Genomic DNA, 17,729 nt, shown 5'->3' on the forward strand with positions numbered 1-17,729 from the left:
GTTTGCGAAAACGGTCTTTGATTCCTGGAAACGGAAAATGATCGCCGAATTGCTCAGGTCTCAGCCGGAAATTGCATTGTTCGTGAGCCTCGCGCTGGGCTATTTCATCGGCTCGTTTCGTCTTGGGCCGATTCAGTTGGGCGGCGTCTGCGGCACGCTGATCGTCGCGCTGGTACTGGGGCAGACCGGCGCGCGCATCTCCCCCGATCTGAAGAACATCGCGTTCGCGCTCTTCATCTTTGCGCTCGGTTTCACCGGCGGTCCGCAGTTTTTTGCGAACGTCGGGCGCGGCTGGCGCTATGGACTGCTGTCGGTCATCGAGATCGTGTCGGTGCTCGTGCTGGTGATGCTCGCGGTTTCGCTGATGCATCTCGACGCCGGCACGGCAGCGGGTCTGCTCGCCGGTGCGGCGACCGAGTCGGCGGTGATCGGCACCGCGTCGGAGGCGATCACGCGGCTCGGCCTCAACGATGCGGAAACGACGCGCCTGCAGGCGAATATCGTGACGGCTTACAGTGTGAGCTATCTGTTTGGTCTTATCACGATCGTGCTGTTCTGCAGCCAGATTGCGCCGCTGCTGTTGCGGATCAATTTGCGCGCGGAGGCGGAGCGCGTGTGGCGCGAACTGGGCGGCGGCGACGCACTCGATGAAGGACAACGCCTCGCCGCACCCGCGCTTGTCGGCCGCGCGTTTCGCATTGGGCCGGCCGCCGGCTCGACGGTCAGCGCATTCGAGCAGCAGTACGGCAACAACCTGACATTCGAGCAGATCGAGCGCGCCGGTTTGCTGATGGCCGCCGACCCGCAAGCGAAGCTCGAAGCAGGCGATCTCGCACTGGTCGTCGGCCGGCGCGCGGCGCTCGTCGCGGCGGCGCCGCACATCGGCGAAGAGGTGACCGGCGGCGACTTCAACGTCGTGATGGGCGAGCGCGTCGATGTCGTGCTGACGCGCCGCGACCTGCACGGTCTCACGATCGCGCAGGTGCGCGAGCAGGCATCGCGTACCGAGGGGCGCGGCGTTTATATCGCCGCGGTCAACCGCCTCGACGCGCGCATTCCCGCGCTGCCCGGCACCGTGCTCAACCGTGGCGATGTGCTGACGATCGTCGGTGCGAAAGACGACGTCGCGCGTGGCGTGAAGCGGCTTGGCTACGAACTCGTGCCGACGCAGAAAACCGATTTCGTCTATCTCGGTCTTGGTGTGCTGATCGGCATGGCGCTCGGACGTCTGTCCGGCACGATCGGCGGCGTGTCGCTCGCACTCGGCACGGGGGGCGGCTGTCTGCTGTCGGGACTCCTGTTCGGCTGGATTCGTTCGCGTCACCCGCTGGTCGGCTCGCTGCCGTCCGCCGCCGCGCAGATTCTGAAGGACTTCGGTCTTGCGACTTTTATCGCCGCGGTTGGCCTGTCGGCGGGACCGGATGCGATCAAGCTCGTGCGTGAGTATGGTCTTGCGCTGCCGATCGTCGGCATTCTGATGGTGATCGTGCCGGGGTTGCTGTCGCTCTGGGTGGGCCACGCGCTGCTCAAGCTCAATGCACCGATGTTGCTCGGCGCGATTGCCGGCCAGCAATGCAGCACGCCGGCGATCAGCGCGCTCGTCGGCGTGACCGGCAACTCGACGCCAGTGATCGGTTACACGATCACGTATGCGCTGTCGAACATCCTGTTGCCGTTGATGGGGCCGGTGGTGGTGGGTCTTGCAGGTAAATTTGGATAACAAACCAGATCTGACATTTCGAATATTGCGAGCCTCACGACACAAACGTAAGGTGGCGATTTGATGATGCTCTGTACTGCGCATCATCGCTGGAAGACGAACGGAATTTCATGGAGCACGGAGAGACTTCAATGGATTGGCTACACCATATCTTCCAGAAATCCCCTGAAGTCGCGCTGTTTCTGTCGCTCGCGGTCGGCTATTTCATCGGCCAGATCAACTTCGGCAAGTTTCAACTGGGCGGTGTCGGCGGTTCGCTGCTCGCGGCGGTCGTGATCAGCCAGGTCGGCGTGACGGTCGACAACGGCGTGAAGGCAGTGATGTTCGCGGTGTTTATCTACGCAGTCGGCTATGACTCCGGGCCTGGCTTTTTCAATTCGCTGAACCGCAAGACGCTGCGCGAAATCGCGATGGCCGTGTTTCTCGCGGTCTCCGCGCTCGTCACGGTGCTGATCTGCGCGAAGCTGTTCCATCTGAACAAGGGGCTGGCCGCCGGGCTCGCGGGCGGTGCGCTTACGCAGTCGGCGATTATCGGCACCGCGGGCGATGCGATCGCGCGTCTAGGTCTATCCGCCGAAGAAACCAAAACACTGCAATCGGACGTCGCGATTGCGTATGCGGTGACCTACGTATTCGGTTCGCTGGGCGCGATCATTGTCTGCGTGAATCTGCTGCCGAAGTTTATGGGTCGCGGCCTGCGCGAGGCGGCGCTTGACGCTGAAGCCGCGCTCGCCGGCGGCGCGCCGGCACGCGGGCCGAACGAACTGTCGGCATTGCCCGAACTGGTCGGGCGCGCGTTTCGCGTTGAGCAGGCGGCGGGGCGCAAAGTCGCGGAGATCGAGATCAGCCAGAAGGACATGGTGACGATCGAGCGCATTCATCGAAACGGCGCCGCGGTCGAGCCCTCGGCCGATGCGGTGCTTTCCAGGGGGGACGTGGTGCTGGTGGTCGGGCGCCGCGAAGGGATGGTCGGCGTCGCGCCGCTGATCGGCCCCGAAGTCGCGGACACGACCGATGTCGTCCTCGTGATGCAGACGCGCCAGGCGGTGTTTACGCGCAAAGGTTTGAACCACACGACGATCGCGCATGTGCGCGAGACCGTCGATCGCGATATGCGGCATGGCGTGTTTCTGGAAAGCATCTCGCGGGTCGGCCAGCCGGTGCCGCTGCTGCCGCAGACGCAGCTCGAGCACGGCGACGTGCTCACGTTTTACGGCTCCGCGAAAGATACGAAACGCGCGGTCGCGGCTACGGGCTACGAGTTGCCCTATTCGATCAAGACCGACTTTATCTATATGGGCGTCGGTCTCGTGCTGGGTCTGCTCATCGGCCTGATCGTCGTCAACATCGGCGGCGTGCCGCTCACGCTCGGCTCCGGCGGCGGCTGCCTGCTCACGGGCCTGCTGTTCGGCTGGATGCGCGGCAAACATCCGATGTACGGCGTGATGCCGCCGGCCGCATCGCAATTGCTGAAAGACTTCGGGCTTGCCGCGTTCGTCGCGGTGGTTGGGCTCAACTCCGGTCTGCAGGCGGTCGTCACGGTCAAGCAGAGCGGCATGACGATCTTCCTCGTCGGCGTCGTCGTCACGATGGTGCCGTTGCTGCTGACGATGCTGTTCGGCCGGTACGTGCTCGGCTACAACAACGCGGCGATTCTGGCCGGCGCGCTGTCGGGCTCGCGTAGCGCGAATCCGGCCTTCGGTGGTGTGCTCGACAAGGCGGAAAGTGCGGTGCCGACCGTGCCGTTCGCGATTACCTATGCGATCGCCAACGTGCTGCTGACGCTGCTCGGCCCGCTCGTCGTCGGGCTTGCTTGATCTTCAACGCGGGCCGCTGCGTCGACGCACGCGCCGCATTTCTTTCATTATTGGAGGCCGCATCATGGCAAAGGAAAAGTCAGGCAGCAGCGAACAGGCGAAGCTCGCGGCGCTGAGCCCGTTCGAGCTGAAAGACGAGCTGATCAAGGCAGCGGGCGGCGGCGCGGTCGAGCGTGCGGCGAATACCGCGATGCTCAATGCGGGCCGTGGCAATCCTAACTTTCTCGCCACCGTTCCGCGCCACGGCTTCTGGCAACTGGGTCTGTTCGCGATGCGCGAAGCGGAGCGCTCGTTCGCGCATATGCCGGAGGGCGTCGGCGGGTTTCCGAAGCGCGATGGGCTGACCGAGCGCTTCGAACTGTTCCTGCGCGAGAACCGGAGCGTGCCCGGCATCGATTTTCTGCGCGGCGCGGTGTCGTATGTGCGCGATCAGTTGGGGCTTTCCGCCGGCGACTTCCTGTACGAGATGTGCGAGGGCATCCTGGCGTCGAACTATCCGGTGCCGGACCGGATGCTGAAACTGTCGGAGATCATCGTCGGGCAGTATTTGCGGCGCGAGATGATCGGCAAGCACCCGTTTGTCGGCGAGTTCGATATCTTCGCGGTTGAAGGCGGTACGGCGGCCATGACGTACATCTTCAATACGATGCGCGAGAACCATCTGATCAAGGCCGGTGACACGATCGCGCTGGGTATGCCGATCTTCACGCCGTACATCGAGATTCCGCGTCTGAACGACTACCAACTGAACGTGATCAACCTGAACGCTGAGGTCGAGAAGAACTGGCAGTACTCGAAGGCGGAGCTTGACAAGCTGCGCGATCCGAAGGTGAAGGCGTTCTTCCTCGTGAACCCGAGCAACCCGCCATCGGTGAGAATCAGCGACGAGAGCCTCGAGCAGATCGCCGACATCGTGAAGGAGCGGCCCGATCTGATCCTGCTCACCGACGATGTGTACGGCACATTTGCCGACAATTTCGTGTCGCTGTTCGCGCTTGCGCCGAAAAACACCATTCTCGTGTACTCGTATTCGAAGTACTTCGGCGCGACCGGATGGCGCCTGGGCACGATCGCGACGCACCGCGACAATGTGCTCGACCGGCTGATCGCCGGCTTGCCGAAGGACGTGAAAAAGCAACTGCACGCGCGTTACGAATCCATCACGACCGAGCCGGACAAGCTTAAATTTATCGACCGGCTGGTGGCCGACAGCCGCACGGTCGCGCTGAATCACACCGCGGGTCTGTCGACGCCGCAGCAGGTGCAGATGGTGCTGTTTTCGCTGTTCTCGCTGATGGACACGCCCGACGCGTACAAGTGTGCGTTGAAGCGCCTGATTCGCAGCCGCAAGCGCGCGCTGTACGAGGAGATCGGCATCTCGTTCGACGACGACGATCCGAATCAGGTCGACTATTACACGATCCTCGACATCGAGTTTCTGGGCGAGCGTGCTCACGGCCGCGAGTTCGTCGACTGGATCAAGAAGAACACGCAGCCGTCCGAACTGCTGTTCCGTCTCGCGCGCGAAGCGCGCGTCGTGCTGCTGCCGGGACGCGGGTTCGGCACGCCGCATCCGTCGGGACGCGTATCGCTGGCTAACCTGAACGAATCGGACTACCGGCAGATCGGCCGCGCGGTGCGCAAACTGATCGAAGAATATGTGGAGCGCTTCAACGCGGCGACGGGCAAGAGCCTCGATAAGGGCAAGGTGAAGTGATGTGATCGCGCCGGCGGCGTTGTCCAGCCGCCATGGCGAACCAGCTGCACTGTCAAAAAACTTGCACATTCGCGCAGATAGGTGAATGATCGGCCAGATGCGGTAACAGGCGCGGTACAAAACGGCCCGCCGGCAGTACGCCGGCGGGCCTGTTTTTACAGCCGTCCGGATAGCCGCTCGCTTAGTACGTCGATCTTCACCCGCTTTTCTGCCAACCGATCATGTCAACTGTCACGTCCCCCACCTCGTTCACCGTTCCCTGTCCCGAAGTCGAATCGCTCGACGCCATCCTGCCCGAAGAACCGCTGCTGATGATGGGCGCCGGTCCCGTGCCGATTCCCGCGGCGGTGGCGAAGGCGAATGCGATCGTGATCAATCACCTCGGCGGCACGATGGCAAAGGTCGTCGGGCAGGTGAAGACGATGGCGCGCTACGTGTTCCAGACGAACTCGAAGTGGGTGCTCGGCGTGGCCGGTCCGGGGTCCGCCGCGATGGAAATGGCGATTTCGAATCTCGCATGGTCAGGCACGCGGATGCTCAGCATCAAAAACGGCTTTTTCAGCGAGCGGATGGCTGAGATGGGCCGCCGTATCGGTGCGCAGGTGTCGCTGCTCGAGGTGCCGGACCGCACGGTCGCGAGCCTCGAAGCGGTCGCCGAAGCGATCCGTCGTGAGCGTCCGGAAGTCGTCACGATCGTGCAGGGCGAGACGTCGAACACGGTGTGGAATCATCATCTGCAGGAAATTGCCGCGCTCGCGAAAGCGGCGGGCGCGCTGGTCATCGTCGATGCGGTGTGCACGCTGAGCACGATGCCGCTCGATATGGACGCGTGGGGTATCGATGCGGTCATCACCGGCGGACAGAAGGGCTTGTCGTCCATTCCGGGCGTATCGCTGATTGCGTTCTCCGATGCCGCGTGGGAACGCGTCAAGGCGCGTAAGCATGCGAACGCGCACTGGTGCCTCGATGCGTCGCTGGCCGAGAACTTCTGGCACAACGCCGGGTATCACTACACCGCGCCGGTGTCGGGCGTGCTCGCGTTGCATGAGGCGCTACGGCTCGTCTGCGCGGAGACGCTCGAGAAGCGCTTCGCGCGTCATCTGAAGTGCTCGCACGCGCTGCAGGAATCCATTACAGCGATGGGTCTGCAGCTTTATGCGCCGCGGGAATGCCGGCTCAATTCGGTGATCGGTATCGAAGTGCCGGGCACGCTCAGCCCCGGCGATATTTGCGGACATATCTCGCGCCATCATCAGGTCGAGATCTCCGGCTCGTTCGGCTTGCCGATTGTGCGGATTGGGCAGATGGGCGAGCAGTGCCGCGCGCATAACCTGTTTCGCACCGTCCATGCATTTGGCCGCACGATGGTCGACCTCGGGGTGGCGGTCGATTTGCCGGCCGGTGTCGCGGCGCTGGAGAAGTCGCTGTCGAACGGGGCGAAGGCCGATGCGCGCGTAAGTTGAGTCGGCTGAGGGTGAGCGCGTGGCTCAAGCGGAAGAGGGCGGCGGGGTCCGCGAGGCGTGCCGCCCGACTGCTGCATCACACGGCGGCTGAAGGCCCTGCCACACGCGCCTGGCGCTGGTAAAGAACGACCGTCAGCGCGATCGCCACCGCGGCCGCGACCGCCGCGAACAGATACACCGAGCCATAGCCGAACTCACCGGCGATATACCCCGCAAGCGGTCCGGTCACGCCAAGCGACAGATCGAGAAACACCGAGTACGCGGACAATGCCGCGCCGCGGCTTGCCGGCGGCACGAGGCCCACGGCTTCGACCCCGAGCGCCGGGAACACGAGCGCGAAACCGAACCCGGTCAGCGCGGCGCCAGCCAAAGCGACATGCGGCACCGGCGCGACCCACAGCATCAGCAGACCGGCGCATTCGAGCGCAAACGACGCGATGGCGACGCGAAAGCCGCCGTAGGTCTGGATCGTGTTTGCGAACAGCAGGCGCGCGCCGATAAACATCGTGCCGAACAGCGTCAGCGACAACGCCGCGTTCGGCCAATGCCGCGCCGCGTAGAACAGCGTGATGAAGGTGGCGATCGAGCCGAAGCCCACGGAGCCGAGCGCGAGCCCGAGACCGTGCGGCAGCACGCGCACGAACACGCTGCGATACGACATCCGCTCACCGTGTACCACCGGCACCGCGGCGACCAGCCGCGCGAGCGCATAGCCGGCCGCCGCCAGCGCGATGACCGCGATGCCAAGCGCGGCAAAGCCGATGTCGCGCGCAATCAGCACGCCGAGCGGTGCGCCAATCGCGAGCGCACCGTAGGTCGCGATGCCGTTCCACGAGATCACGCGCGCATTGTTCGCGGTGCCGACCCGGCCGATGCCCCACAGGATCGCGCCTGTGCCGCACAGGCTTTCGCCGACGCCGAGCAGTAGGCGGCTGGCTACCAGCAGCGTCAGGCTAAGCGCTGGCCAGTGTCCGGTCAGCGTGGCGAGCAGCAACGCGATGCCGCTCGCGCTGCACGCGATCAAGCCGTTCGAAACGGTTTTCTTCGGCCCGAGCGTATCGGCCGAGCGGCCGGCGAGCGCACGCGACGCGAGCGTGGCGAGGTATTGGATGCTGATCGCGACGCCGGCGATCACCGTGCTGAAGCCGAGGTCGCCGTGCACGTAGCCTGGCAGGACCGCTAGCGGGAGGCCGATGGCGAGGTAGTAAAGAAACGTGAAAAAGACGACCGGAATGATCTGTAACGTGATCGCCAATTCGCTGCGTGGCGAGGGCGATGAAGTGGGACCTGTGGACATAGGGAAAACGATACTTGAAGAAAGCAGATGACCGTGATTTTCCCATGGAAGCTTCCCCGCTTGCAGCGCATACTTAAAAATATTCATCAGAAATCGTGATGAATGACGCCGGACGATGCGCTTTGGCGACAACGTCGCCGAACCTCCGCACATTGGTTGCTCATCAGCTTTCATCAGCTTTCATCAGCCTTCGTCGACCACGGTTGGCCGAAGTGACGGATCCCCATGCGAAGCGCGCCATAACGGACCTGACGATCTCAGCACGGGCCAGCCGTTCATCCATCTCAATATCGGTCTGGCGATATGTCCTGCATGTAGATCGCGCTATGGGTTGCGGAAATCGGCGGTGATAGCTTTCAAACCATTCCCCCGCCGCACCCACCGCGCTCCCCGCGCGGGCTAGAACAACCGCCAGAGACACAACCCATGAGCCAGCCGATCCGCTTCTATCACCGCCACGCGATTCGCGAAATCAGCGACGCGCCGGTCACCCGCACCGTCCTGCAATACCTGCGCGAAGACGCGCGTTGCACGGGCACCAAGGAAGGCTGCGCGGAAGGCGATTGCGGCGCGTGCACGGTCGTCGTTGGTGAACGCGATGAACTGGGCGGCGTCAGCTTCAAGGCGGTCAATGCGTGCATCCAGTTTCTGCCGACGCTCGACGGCCGTGCGCTCTTCACCGTCGAGGACCTGCGCCAGCCGGACGGCTCGCTGCATCCGGTTCAGCAGGCGCTGGTCGAATGCCACGGGTCGCAATGCGGGTTCTGTACGCCGGGCTTTGTGATGTCGATGTGGGCGCTGTACAAGAAGCACGGCCACGAATACGGCGGCACGCATTGCACCGTGCCGACGCGTGAAGAGGTCAGCAATGCGCTGACCGGCAATCTGTGCCGCTGCACCGGCTACCGGCCGATCGTCGATGCGGCGCTCAGGATGTTCCAACTGCCGGCGCCCGCCGCGCCGATCGACACCGCGGTGCTGTCACGCACGCTGTTGTCGCTCGAACGCGACGCGACCTTCCGATACGAGCACGCGGGCCAGCGCTTTGCCGCGCCGCGCACCGTCGATGCGCTCGCGCAGATCAAGCAGGAACAGCCCGCGACGCGCATCCTGGCCGGCAGCACCGACATCGGCCTGTGGGTCACGAAACAGATGCGCGAACTGGGCGACATCGTTTATGTGGGCCAACTGGCCGAACTGAAGACCATCGAAACCATCGACGGATGGCTGCGCATCGGCGCGGGTGTGACCGTCGAGGCCGCGTATGCGGAGCTCGCGCGGCACTATCCGGAGCTGACCGAGATGTGGCAGCGCTTCGCGTCGCTGCCGATCCGCAATGCCGGCACGCTGGGCGGCAACGTCGCGAACGGCTCGCCGATCGGCGATTCGATGCCGGGGCTGATCGCGTTGGGTGCGCGCGTCGTACTGCGCGGCGGCGAGGTCGAGCGTGAACTGCCGCTCGAAGACCTGTACCTCGCGTACCAGAAAAAGGATATGGCGGAGCACGAGTTCGTCGTCGCGGTGAAAGTGCCGACGCGTACCGGCGTGCGCGCGAATCTGCGGTTTCGCACGTACAAGATCTCGAAGCGCTTTGATTCCGACATTTCCGCGGTATGCGCCGCGTTCTCTTTTATCGCCGACGGCGACGTGATCCGGGAGCCGCGCATGGCGTTCGGCGGCATGGCCGCGACGCCGAAGCGTGCGGCGCATGCGGAAAGCGTGCTGCGCGACGCGGACTGGCACGAAGCGACCGCGCAGGCCGCGATGCTTGCGCTGGCGAAAGACTACGCGCCGCTTTCCGATATGCGCGCGACCGATGAATACCGGATCGAAGCGGCGAAGAACACGCTGTACCGCTTCTGGCTCGAAACGCGGCCGCACGATCCGCTGCCGAAGCAGGCGCTCGACGTGCGCGCGGTCGAGGCCGCGTGTGCCAACGCGGCTGCGTAGCCCGGCTGCGCGAGCCGCGTAGAGCGGATTCGCGCATTCCAGACCTATGAACGATCCAGTGCGTCCGCCGCGCACCCGGTCAGATACGGAGACTGTCCCGCATGAACCAGCAAGCCGAACCGTTCCTGAAAGACGCACAGGAACTTGCCGAACTCGCCGACTTCACCCAGGTGCATGTGTCGCGCCCGCACGAGTCCGCGCATCTGCACGTGACCGGCCGCGCGACTTACACCGACGACATCCCCGTGGTCGCCGGCACGTTGCACGCGGCACTCGGCCTGTCACAGAAGGCGCACGCGAGAATCGTGTCGATCTCGCTCGACAAGGTGCGCGCGACGCCCGGCGTCGTTGCGGTATTCACCGCCGCGGACATTCCCGGCCATAACGACTGCGCGCCGATTGTCAAAGGCGACGATCCGGTGCTCGCGGATGGCGTCGTGCAGTACGTCGGCCAGCCGGTCTTTATTGTCGTCGCGACATCGCACGACACCGCGCGGCGTGCGGCGCGGCGCGCGCAGATCGACTATGAGGAACTGCCCGCGGTGCTGACCGCACAGCAGGCGCGCGCCGCGCAGCAGAGCGTGATTCCGCCGATGAAGCTCGCGCGCGGCGACGCCGGTGCGAAGCTCGCGCGTGCCCCGCATCGCGAACGGGGCGAGATGCTGCTCGGCGGCCAGGAGCAGTTCTATCTCGAAGGGCAGATTGCGTACGCGGTGCCAAAGGACGATGACGGCATGCACGTCTGGTGCTCGACGCAGCATCCGACCGAAATGCAGCATCTGGTCGCGCATGTGCTGAACGTCGCATCGCATAACGTGCTAGTCGAATGCCGGCGCATGGGTGGCGGCTTCGGCGGCAAGGAGTCGCAGTCAGGTCTGTTCGCGTGCTGCGCGGCGCTTGCCGCATGGAAGCTGCTGTGCCCGGTCAAGCTGCGTCCGGACCGCGACGACGACATGATGATCACCGGCAAACGCCATGATTTCCACTACACGTACGACGTCGGTTACGACGACGACGGTGTGATCGAAGGCGTATCGGTCGACATGACGTCTCGCTGCGGTTTCTCGGCGGATCTGTCAGGGCCGGTGATGACGCGCGCGGTGTGCCACTTCGATAACGCGTACTGGCTGCCGGACGTCTCGATCGCGGGGTTTTGCGGCAAGACCAACACGCAGTCGAACACGGCGTTTCGCGGCTTCGGCGGACCGCAGGGCGCATTCGCGATCGAGTACATCATCGACAACGTCGCGCGTTCGCTCGGGCTCGATCCGCTCGATGTGCGACGCCGCAACCTGTATGGCAAGACCGAGCGCAACCAGACGCCGTACGGCCAGATCGTTGAAGACAACGTGCTGCACGAACTGATCGGCGAACTCGAAGCGACTAGCCACTACCGCGCGCGCCGCGCGGCCGTGCGCGAATTCAACGCGCGCAACGACGTGCTGAAAAAGGGCATCGCGCTGACTCCGGTGAAGTTCGGCATCGCGTTCAACGTGACGCACTTCAATCAGGCAGGCGCGCTCGTGCATATCTACACGGACGGCTCGGTGCTCGTGAATCATGGCGGCACGGAGATGGGGCAAGGCCTGAACACGAAGGTCGCGCAGGTGGTCGCGCATGAACTCGGCGTGCGCTTTAGCCGCGTGCGCGTGACGGCGACCGATACGAGCAAGGTCGCCAATACGTCGGCGACGGCCGCATCGACCGGTTCGGATCTCAACGGCAAGGCCGCGCAGGACGCCGCGCGCCAGTTGCGCGAACGGCTTGCCGCGTTCGCGGCTGAGCGTTATGGCGCCGGTCATGTGACGCCCGCGGCGGTGCGCTTCGCGAACGATAGCGTCGTTGTGGGCGAGGCGGTGGTGCCATTCGATGAAGTGATCGCGAACGCGTATCTTGCGCGCGTGCAGTTGTGGTCCGACGGCTTCTATGCGACGCCGAAGCTCTATTGGGATCAGGCGAAACTGCAAGGCCGGCCGTTCTTTTACTACTCGTACGGCGCGGCCGTCTCCGAGGTCGTGATTGACACGCTGACTGGCGAGATGCGCGTGCTGCGCGCGGATGCGCTGCATGACGTGGGCGCGTCGCTGAATCCTGCACTCGATATCGGCCAGGTCGAAGGCGGGTTTATCCAGGGCATGGGCTGGCTCACGACCGAAGAGCTGTGGTGGAACGATGGCGGCAAGCTGATGACGCACGCACCGTCGACCTACAAGATTCCGACCGTGAACGACATGCCGCCGGACTTCCGCGTGAACCTGTTCAGGAATCGCAATGCGGAGGACAGCATTCACCGTTCGAAAGCGGTCGGCGAGCCGCCGCTGTTGCTGCCGTTCTCGGTGTTCTTCGCGATTCGCGACGCGGTGTCGAGTGTTGCGGACTACGAGGTGAACCCGCCGCTCAATGCACCGGCGACCAGCGAAGCGATTCTCAAGGCGGTCGGCGCGGTGCGCGCGATGCGCAAGCCATGCGCTCACGCGGCGCAAGGAGTCCGGCGATGATGAACGTGTCCTTCCCGAACGCCGCTCCGCCGCTGCAGATCGGCCGGTGCGGCGGCCATCCCGCCAGCCTGCCGCCGCCGATGCATATCGTGCTGTTCGGCGCGGGCCATGTCGGCCATGCGCTCGTGACGCTGCTTGGCCGGCTGCCGTGCATTGTGCAATGGGTCGACGAGCGCGATGAACGGTTCCCGGACGAAGTGCCGGCCAACGTGCAGGTTGAAGCGACCGATACGCCGGATGCGATTGTCGATAGCGCGCCGGCCGGTGCGTACTTTCTCGTGATGACGCACAACCATGCGCTCGACTTCGCGCTGGCGACGCGGATCATGCGCCGGCGCGATTTTACGTACTTCGGGATGATCGGCTCGAAGACGAAGCGGGTGAAATTCGAGCGCCGGCTGATCGAGCGCGGCGTCGATCCCGCACGGATGGATCAGATGACCTGCCCGATCGGCGTGGACGGCATCCTCGATAAAGCGCCGCATGCGATCGCGCTCGCGGTGTGCGCGGAACTGCTGCAAGTGCGCTGCGCGCGGCACGTCACGCAACACGCCGCGCAGACTTCGCCGCAGTGTGCGTCCCAGGTGGTGTCGCAGCTTGCCTGATCGGTCGCCGCGTTAGCGCGGCGGGATCGCATTCAGACCTGCGCTGGAACCCCCGCTCGACGCCCTATCCAGCGCGGCACACCGGTCCTTGCCCGCGCGCTGTGCCTTGTGCGCGATCAGATCCGCCGATACCTGCGCCATCAAACCGCGCAGCCAGCCGATATCGCTCGGCCGGTCGGATTGCGGATGCCACATCTGATAGCAGCGGATGCGCGGAAACGGAATCGGCACGTCGACGACCGCGAGCGGCAGCAGGTTCGCATAGTGGATCGCAAAGCGGCGCGTCGTCGTGAAGATCAGGTCCGATTGCAGCAGCACATGCGGCACGAGCCCGAAATACGGCAGCGTCGCGACGACCCGGCGCTGCGCGCCCGCGCGCGCGAAGCCCGCGTCGATCGCGCCGCTGCGCCCACCGCTGTAAGGCATGGGCGCGAGATGAGGCGCCGCGAGATACGCATCGCGCGTGAGCGGTGCCTGCGCCAGCGGATGATCGGCGCGCATCATGCAGACCACCGTATCCGAGAACAGGTCGCTGCGCTCGAAGCGCTCATCCGGCTTCGGCCAGTTGCCGATCACCAGATCGAGTTCGCCGGAGTCGAGCGCCGCCGCATGATCGAGCAGCGGGCCAAGCGATTCGATCTCGAGCCGTGCATGCGGCGCCGCGTCGCGGAACTGCGCGATCACGGTCGGCATGAAGAAGTCGTTCAGATAGTCGGGCGCCGCGATGCGAAATGTGCGGCGCGAGCGTTCCGGATCGAAATCGCCGTGCGGCGTCGCGACGAAATCGACATCGCGCAGCACCCTCTGCGCGGACGCGAGCAGCGATTCGCCGTATTCGGTCGGCACCATGCCCGACTTGCCGCGCACGAGGATCGGATCATTCAGCGTTTCGCGCAGTTTGCGCAGCGCGGTGCTGATCGCCGGCTGCGTCTGGTTCAGGCGCAGCGCGGTCTGCGTGACGCTGCGCTCGACGAGCAGCGTGCGCAGCACGCGCACCAGCCAGATATCGAGAGTAGCGGCGTTGTCGTCCACGATGGTGTCGTCGGTCAGGTTGGGTGCGGCGGCCGAAACCGTGCGGCAGCACGGTCCGCTTGCATAACCTTAGGCCATACCGTGCGCGCCGGGCATAGTGCGCACGGTATGGCGGACATCACGCGCTGCCCGCCGTCACATCTTCGGGAAGGCCGACGGCAGCGACGAGATTCGCTTGACCTCTTTCGATTCCAGCCAGTTCGGCGTGCGCGCGCAATAGAGCACCATCGGCAACGCGTCTTCGCCCCAGAACAGCTGTTTGTTCAGCCAGAATGTCGGCACGCCGAATACGCCGAGCGCAATCGCGTCGGCGGTATTGCGCTGCAATTGCGCCTTGGTCTCTTCGCGTTCGACCAGTTCGGCTCCGTCCTGGACACCGAGTCGTTCGCACAGCAACGCGAAGCCATCCGGCGTCGACGGGTTGCGGCCTTCGCGCCAGATAAAGCGGAAAATTTCCCGCACTGTGTGGACGTCGGCGCGGAGGGCCGCGGCGAGGCGCATCGGTCTGATCGAATCGAACGGGTGGACCGGTGGCATCTTGAACGGAATGCCGAGCTGTTCCGCGCGAAAAAGCGCATAGCGGTACATGAAGATGCGCTTGGCCGGAACGTCGTACGCGAGGCGCTGGCGCCAATGGCCGTACAGCTCGTTTAACGTGACGGGCGTCATCACGAACGGCATGCCCGGCCATTTGTCGTGCTGCTCGAGCAGCAGGTACGAAAACGGCGAGACAAAGTCGTAAAACCACAGTGGCTGCGTGGCGTCGATGCCATCGGTCATGATGTCTCCCGGGAATTCCAGTGTGGCGCGGCGCCGTTGCCGGGCGTGTTGCTGACGCGGGCGGCGCTGTGCCGGATTGCCTCGATCTTACGCAAAGCTGGACCGGTACGCAGCACCGGCGGGGCGGGATTGGGAAAATGCACGCTGCGCGTGGTCCGCCGGGTGCCCGCCGCGTGCCTGGCGCCATCTGACACGGCGCCATCGGTTCGATGTCATGCGTCAGACGGTACGGGTCGGGCCGGCCTGTTCGGCGGGCGGCGCGTCGCGGGACGCCGGATTGCTGCGCGCGGCGTCGGCGGCCAGCGCTCCGGCGGCCCCGCTGGCCGGATGCGCGGGCCCGGCCGTGCCTGCGGATGCGGCCGCGCCCGAGGACCCGGCCGGCCCGGCCGCGTTTGCTGTGTCACCCGACGGCGGCGCGTGCGCGCCGTCCGCATGCGCTTCCCGCGGATGCGTCAGCCGCCCGCGCACGAAGCCGATATGTTCGCGCAGCACATAGAACTGGTCCGCGTAGGCAAGCGGCATCTTGAGCCCGTTGACCGCTTCCTCGATTGCGTCGAGCCGCTCGACGAGCGCGTCGCGCTCCGCCTGCGACGTTTCGGAGAGCGCGCCGCGCTCGATCGCGATCAGCGCGCCGTACCAGCGGTAAATCCGCGAGCGCACGCGCCATGCGTACAACGACGGCACGAGCCGCAAGCCCGGGATCAGCACGACGACAATCGGCACCAGCACGACCAGCAGCCGGTCCGCGAGGCTCGCGATCCAGAACGGCAAGGTCCGGTACAGGAAGCTCTTGCCCGACTTGTAATAGCGTGCCGCGTCGGCGCTGATCGGGAAGTCGTGCGCAAGCGGCGATGGAAAGTCGCCGGCGCGTTGCAGGATGTTCGCTCTGCCATGCACTTCGCGCGCGGCTTCGATCAGCAGATCGGACAGCGCCGGATGCAACGACGTGCGCGCGACCAGTTCGGCGGTCGGCGCGACCATTTGCATCGTCTGCGAAGGGATGTTCTTGCCGAGATCGAGCGCGCCCATCGGCAGCTCGATGCGTGTCAGGTACGGGAAGCGGCCCGCATACGCCTGCGCCTGCGTGAAGTCGAAGAACTGGATATTCGGTGTGCGGAACAGTCTGACCATCACCGGCGGCTGCGCGGAATCGCCGGTCAGGAAGGCCGCGTCGATTTTGCCATCGACCAGCGCCTGCGCGGCGTCTTCGCCAGACAACGGCAGCAGCCTGGTCGGCCCGCCTGGCGCAATGCCGTTCGCCGCCAGCAGCGCCAGCGCGAGCTCGCGCGTGCCGCTGCCTTCGGCGCCGATCGCAACGCGCTGTCCCTTGAATTGCGACAGCCATTGGACCGTCTGGCCGTGATAGAAAATCGCGACCGGGACGTACGCGACGCTGCCCAGCGACATCAGCCCGTCGGTATTGCCTTGCGCGATGCCGTCCTGCACGAACGCGACATCGACATTGAATTTTGGATCTCTGAGACGCCGGAAGTTGTCGGCCGAACCTTCCGATTCCAGCACGTTCACCGTCACGCGGTTGCGCGCGAGGATCTCCTTGTAGCGCTGCGCGGCGTTCCAGAATGTACTGCCGCGCGGTCCGGCGCTGATGATCAGCGTACTGGGGGGCGCGGGCTGGATCAAACGCACCGCCGCCCAGATCGCAATGGCGCTGATCAGCAGGATCGGTCCGAAGGTGACCGCAAGGTCGCGCCACGAGATCGCAACGAAGCGTGCGACGAGGCGGGGACGCTTTTCGCCGTTCCTTGCCTCGCTCGTCCTGTCGATACTCGGGCCGGTGGGTTCTGTCATTGGAGTTCGTGACGGCGGGTCGGCGTACTGTCGAATGCGGTCTGCGTACGGCGGCGGCATGCACGCTGCGCGGTGCCTGCGGATGCCGCCAGGGTGAAGCCGCCCGGGTAGCGACGCAACCCAGGCGGCGATGCTCGCGCCGATGGTACATGAGATTGTCCGCGCGGCGGCACACGAAAACCGGCTCGCCGCGTACAAACCCGTAACAATTCGTGAGTGCCAAGTGTGTACGAAGTGCGTGCGCACACAAGCAGATTTTTTGTCGGCGACACAACATTTGTGAGGCCGAACCGCGCTTTCGGCGCTAAAAGCTTTGCGATTTTTGCCGAGCTAGATTAAATTGGCGGCGCTGTCGCGCATCACGCGGGCGCGCGCGATCCGGTCACCGAGAACCGGACGGGCTGCGCCGCCGCGCGGCACCGGACCGGTCCGCCGCGATCGCGCATATCGCGCGTCGAGCCGCAACCCGGATAATGTCGGCCGTTCCGTTTTCCCGCCTCTCGTCTCTCGTCTGCCGCGTCGCTCCGTCAATCGGACGACGCCGTGCCCGAGCGCGCCTGCTTGCGCGATGCTTGCGAGCGGTGAGCGCGTGTCGTGGCGCACGCGGCGATGTGCTGGAACGAAGTCGTAACGAAGCCGCAATGCGGTCTGGCCCGGCCGGGTCTAAATCGAAGTGAAAAAAGGAGAAAACATGAAATCGGCAGTTCTGAAGGTGTTGAGCGGTGTGGTCGCCGTGATGGTTGCATGCAACGTGTACGCGCAGGCAAGCGATGCGGCTGCGGGTGGCCAGACGGCTACGGCAGGCGCGAAGGCCGAGAAGAAGGCGAACCGCCAGCTTGGCCACAAAGTGCGCGCGGCGCTCGCGAAGGCGAAGGGTCTCGACGTGTCGAGCATCAACGTGCGCGCGAAGGACGGTGCGGTGACGCTGTCCGGTACGGTGCCCGACCAGGGCCAGATCGACCTCGCCGGCGATACGGCGAAGGGCGTGGCCGGCGTGGCGTCGGTGTCGAACAAGCTGAACGTGCAGCAGCAGTAAGCGCT

The 17,729-nt window shown here is 64.8% G+C and carries 12 protein-coding genes; 8 read left to right on the forward strand and 4 right to left on the reverse strand.

Annotation, left to right across the window (positions count from 1 at the left end):
• Window positions 1-37: 37 nt before the first annotated feature.
• The 4 genes from aspT (HV796_RS26525) to HV796_RS26540 all read left to right on the forward strand — a co-directional run bounded on the left by aspT (HV796_RS26525) (window position 38) and on the right by HV796_RS26540 (window position 6,717).
• A complete protein-coding gene (gene aspT / locus HV796_RS26525; RefSeq protein WP_175229467.1) occupies window positions 38-1,720 on the forward strand; it encodes an aspartate-alanine antiporter in 1,683 nt (560 codons plus the stop codon).
• 131 nt (window positions 1,721-1,851) lie between these two features.
• Complete coding sequence (aspT, locus tag HV796_RS26530; RefSeq protein ID WP_175229468.1) at window positions 1,852-3,537, forward strand: aspartate-alanine antiporter; 1,686 nt, start codon at window positions 1,852-1,854, stop codon at window positions 3,535-3,537.
• Window positions 3,538-3,601: 64 nt separating this feature from the next.
• Window positions 3,602-5,254, forward strand: a complete 1,653-nt coding sequence (locus HV796_RS26535) for a bifunctional aspartate transaminase/aspartate 4-decarboxylase (protein ID WP_175229469.1) — start codon at window positions 3,602-3,604, stop codon at window positions 5,252-5,254.
• A gap of 221 nt (window positions 5,255-5,475) precedes the next feature.
• Window positions 5,476-6,717, forward strand: coding sequence for a pyridoxal-phosphate-dependent aminotransferase family protein (locus HV796_RS26540; RefSeq protein WP_175229470.1), 1,242 nt, complete (start codon window positions 5,476-5,478; stop codon window positions 6,715-6,717).
• Between the two features lie 76 nt (window positions 6,718-6,793).
• Here the strand turns inward: HV796_RS26540 and HV796_RS26545 are convergent, their stop codons facing one another.
• Window positions 6,794-8,014 (reverse strand): MFS transporter, encoded by a 1,221-nt coding sequence (locus HV796_RS26545; protein WP_175229471.1) that lies wholly within the window; start codon window positions 8,012-8,014, stop codon window positions 6,794-6,796.
• Window positions 8,015-8,440: 426 nt separating this feature from the next.
• On the opposite strand from HV796_RS26545, the gene xdhA reads away from it, so the two are divergent.
• From xdhA to xdhC, 3 genes are all read left to right on the forward strand, one after another.
• Window positions 8,441-9,964, forward strand: a complete 1,524-nt coding sequence (gene xdhA, locus HV796_RS26550) for a xanthine dehydrogenase small subunit (protein ID WP_175229472.1) — start codon at window positions 8,441-8,443, stop codon at window positions 9,962-9,964.
• A 101-nt stretch (window positions 9,965-10,065) separates the two neighbouring features.
• The gene (xdhB, locus tag HV796_RS26555) at window positions 10,066-12,462 is read left to right on the forward strand and encodes a xanthine dehydrogenase molybdopterin binding subunit (protein WP_175229473.1); all 2,397 of its coding nucleotides are present in this window, start codon (window positions 10,066-10,068) and stop codon (window positions 12,460-12,462) included.
• A complete protein-coding gene (gene xdhC, locus HV796_RS26560; protein WP_377693685.1) occupies window positions 12,459-13,067 on the forward strand; it encodes a xanthine dehydrogenase accessory protein XdhC in 609 nt (202 codons plus the stop codon). The genes xdhB and xdhC overlap by 4 nt, the downstream gene beginning before the upstream one ends.
• 12 nt (window positions 13,068-13,079) lie before the next feature.
• Here xdhC and HV796_RS26565 read toward each other — a convergent pair whose 3' ends face one another.
• The 3 genes from HV796_RS26565 to HV796_RS26575 form a co-directional block, all read right to left on the reverse strand.
• The gene (locus tag HV796_RS26565) at window positions 13,080-14,099 is read right to left on the reverse strand and encodes a LysR substrate-binding domain-containing protein (protein ID WP_246356048.1); all 1,020 of its coding nucleotides are present in this window, start codon (window positions 14,097-14,099) and stop codon (window positions 13,080-13,082) included.
• Between the two features lie 135 nt (window positions 14,100-14,234).
• Window positions 14,235-14,879, reverse strand: coding sequence for a 2-hydroxychromene-2-carboxylate isomerase (locus HV796_RS26570; RefSeq protein ID WP_175229475.1), 645 nt, complete (start codon window positions 14,877-14,879; stop codon window positions 14,235-14,237).
• 219 nt (window positions 14,880-15,098) lie between these two features.
• Window positions 15,099-16,688: a TAXI family TRAP transporter solute-binding subunit gene (locus HV796_RS26575; protein ID WP_175229476.1), complete on the reverse strand. Its 1,590-nt coding sequence runs from the start codon at window positions 16,686-16,688 to the stop codon at window positions 15,099-15,101.
• Window positions 16,689-17,379: 691 nt separating this feature from the next.
• On the opposite strand from HV796_RS26575, the gene HV796_RS26580 reads away from it, so the two are divergent.
• The gene (locus tag HV796_RS26580) at window positions 17,380-17,724 is read left to right on the forward strand and encodes a BON domain-containing protein (RefSeq protein ID WP_175229477.1); all 345 of its coding nucleotides are present in this window, start codon (window positions 17,380-17,382) and stop codon (window positions 17,722-17,724) included.
• Window positions 17,725-17,729: the final 5 nt, after the last annotated feature.

The sequence above is a fragment of the Paraburkholderia humisilvae genome, from assembly GCF_902859855.1.
GTDB classification, from domain to species: Bacteria; Pseudomonadota; Gammaproteobacteria; order Burkholderiales; family Burkholderiaceae; genus Paraburkholderia; species Paraburkholderia humisilvae.

Bases quoted from the DNA above. Each gene is read 5' to 3' on its own strand.
- aspT (WP_175229467.1), top strand. From the start codon at position 38: ATGATCGCCGAATTGCTCAGGTCTCAGCCGGAAATTGCATTGTTCGTG.
- aspT (WP_175229468.1), top strand. From the start codon at position 1,852: ATGGATTGGCTACACCATATCTTCCAGAAATCCCCTGAAGTCGCGCTG.
- HV796_RS26535 (WP_175229469.1), top strand. From the start codon at position 3,602: ATGGCAAAGGAAAAGTCAGGCAGCAGCGAACAGGCGAAGCTCGCGGCG.
- HV796_RS26540 (WP_175229470.1), top strand. From the start codon at position 5,476: ATGTCAACTGTCACGTCCCCCACCTCGTTCACCGTTCCCTGTCCCGAA.
- HV796_RS26545 (WP_175229471.1), bottom strand. From the start codon at position 8,014: ATGTCCACAGGTCCCACTTCATCGCCCTCGCCACGCAGCGAATTGGCG.
- xdhA (WP_175229472.1), top strand. From the start codon at position 8,441: ATGAGCCAGCCGATCCGCTTCTATCACCGCCACGCGATTCGCGAAATC.
- xdhB (WP_175229473.1), top strand. From the start codon at position 10,066: ATGAACCAGCAAGCCGAACCGTTCCTGAAAGACGCACAGGAACTTGCC.
- xdhC (WP_377693685.1), top strand. From the start codon at position 12,459: ATGATGAACGTGTCCTTCCCGAACGCCGCTCCGCCGCTGCAGATCGGC.
- HV796_RS26570 (WP_175229475.1), bottom strand. From the start codon at position 14,879: ATGACCGATGGCATCGACGCCACGCAGCCACTGTGGTTTTACGACTTT.
- HV796_RS26575 (WP_175229476.1), bottom strand. From the start codon at position 16,688: ATGACAGAACCCACCGGCCCGAGTATCGACAGGACGAGCGAGGCAAGG.
- HV796_RS26580 (WP_175229477.1), top strand. From the start codon at position 17,380: ATGAAATCGGCAGTTCTGAAGGTGTTGAGCGGTGTGGTCGCCGTGATG.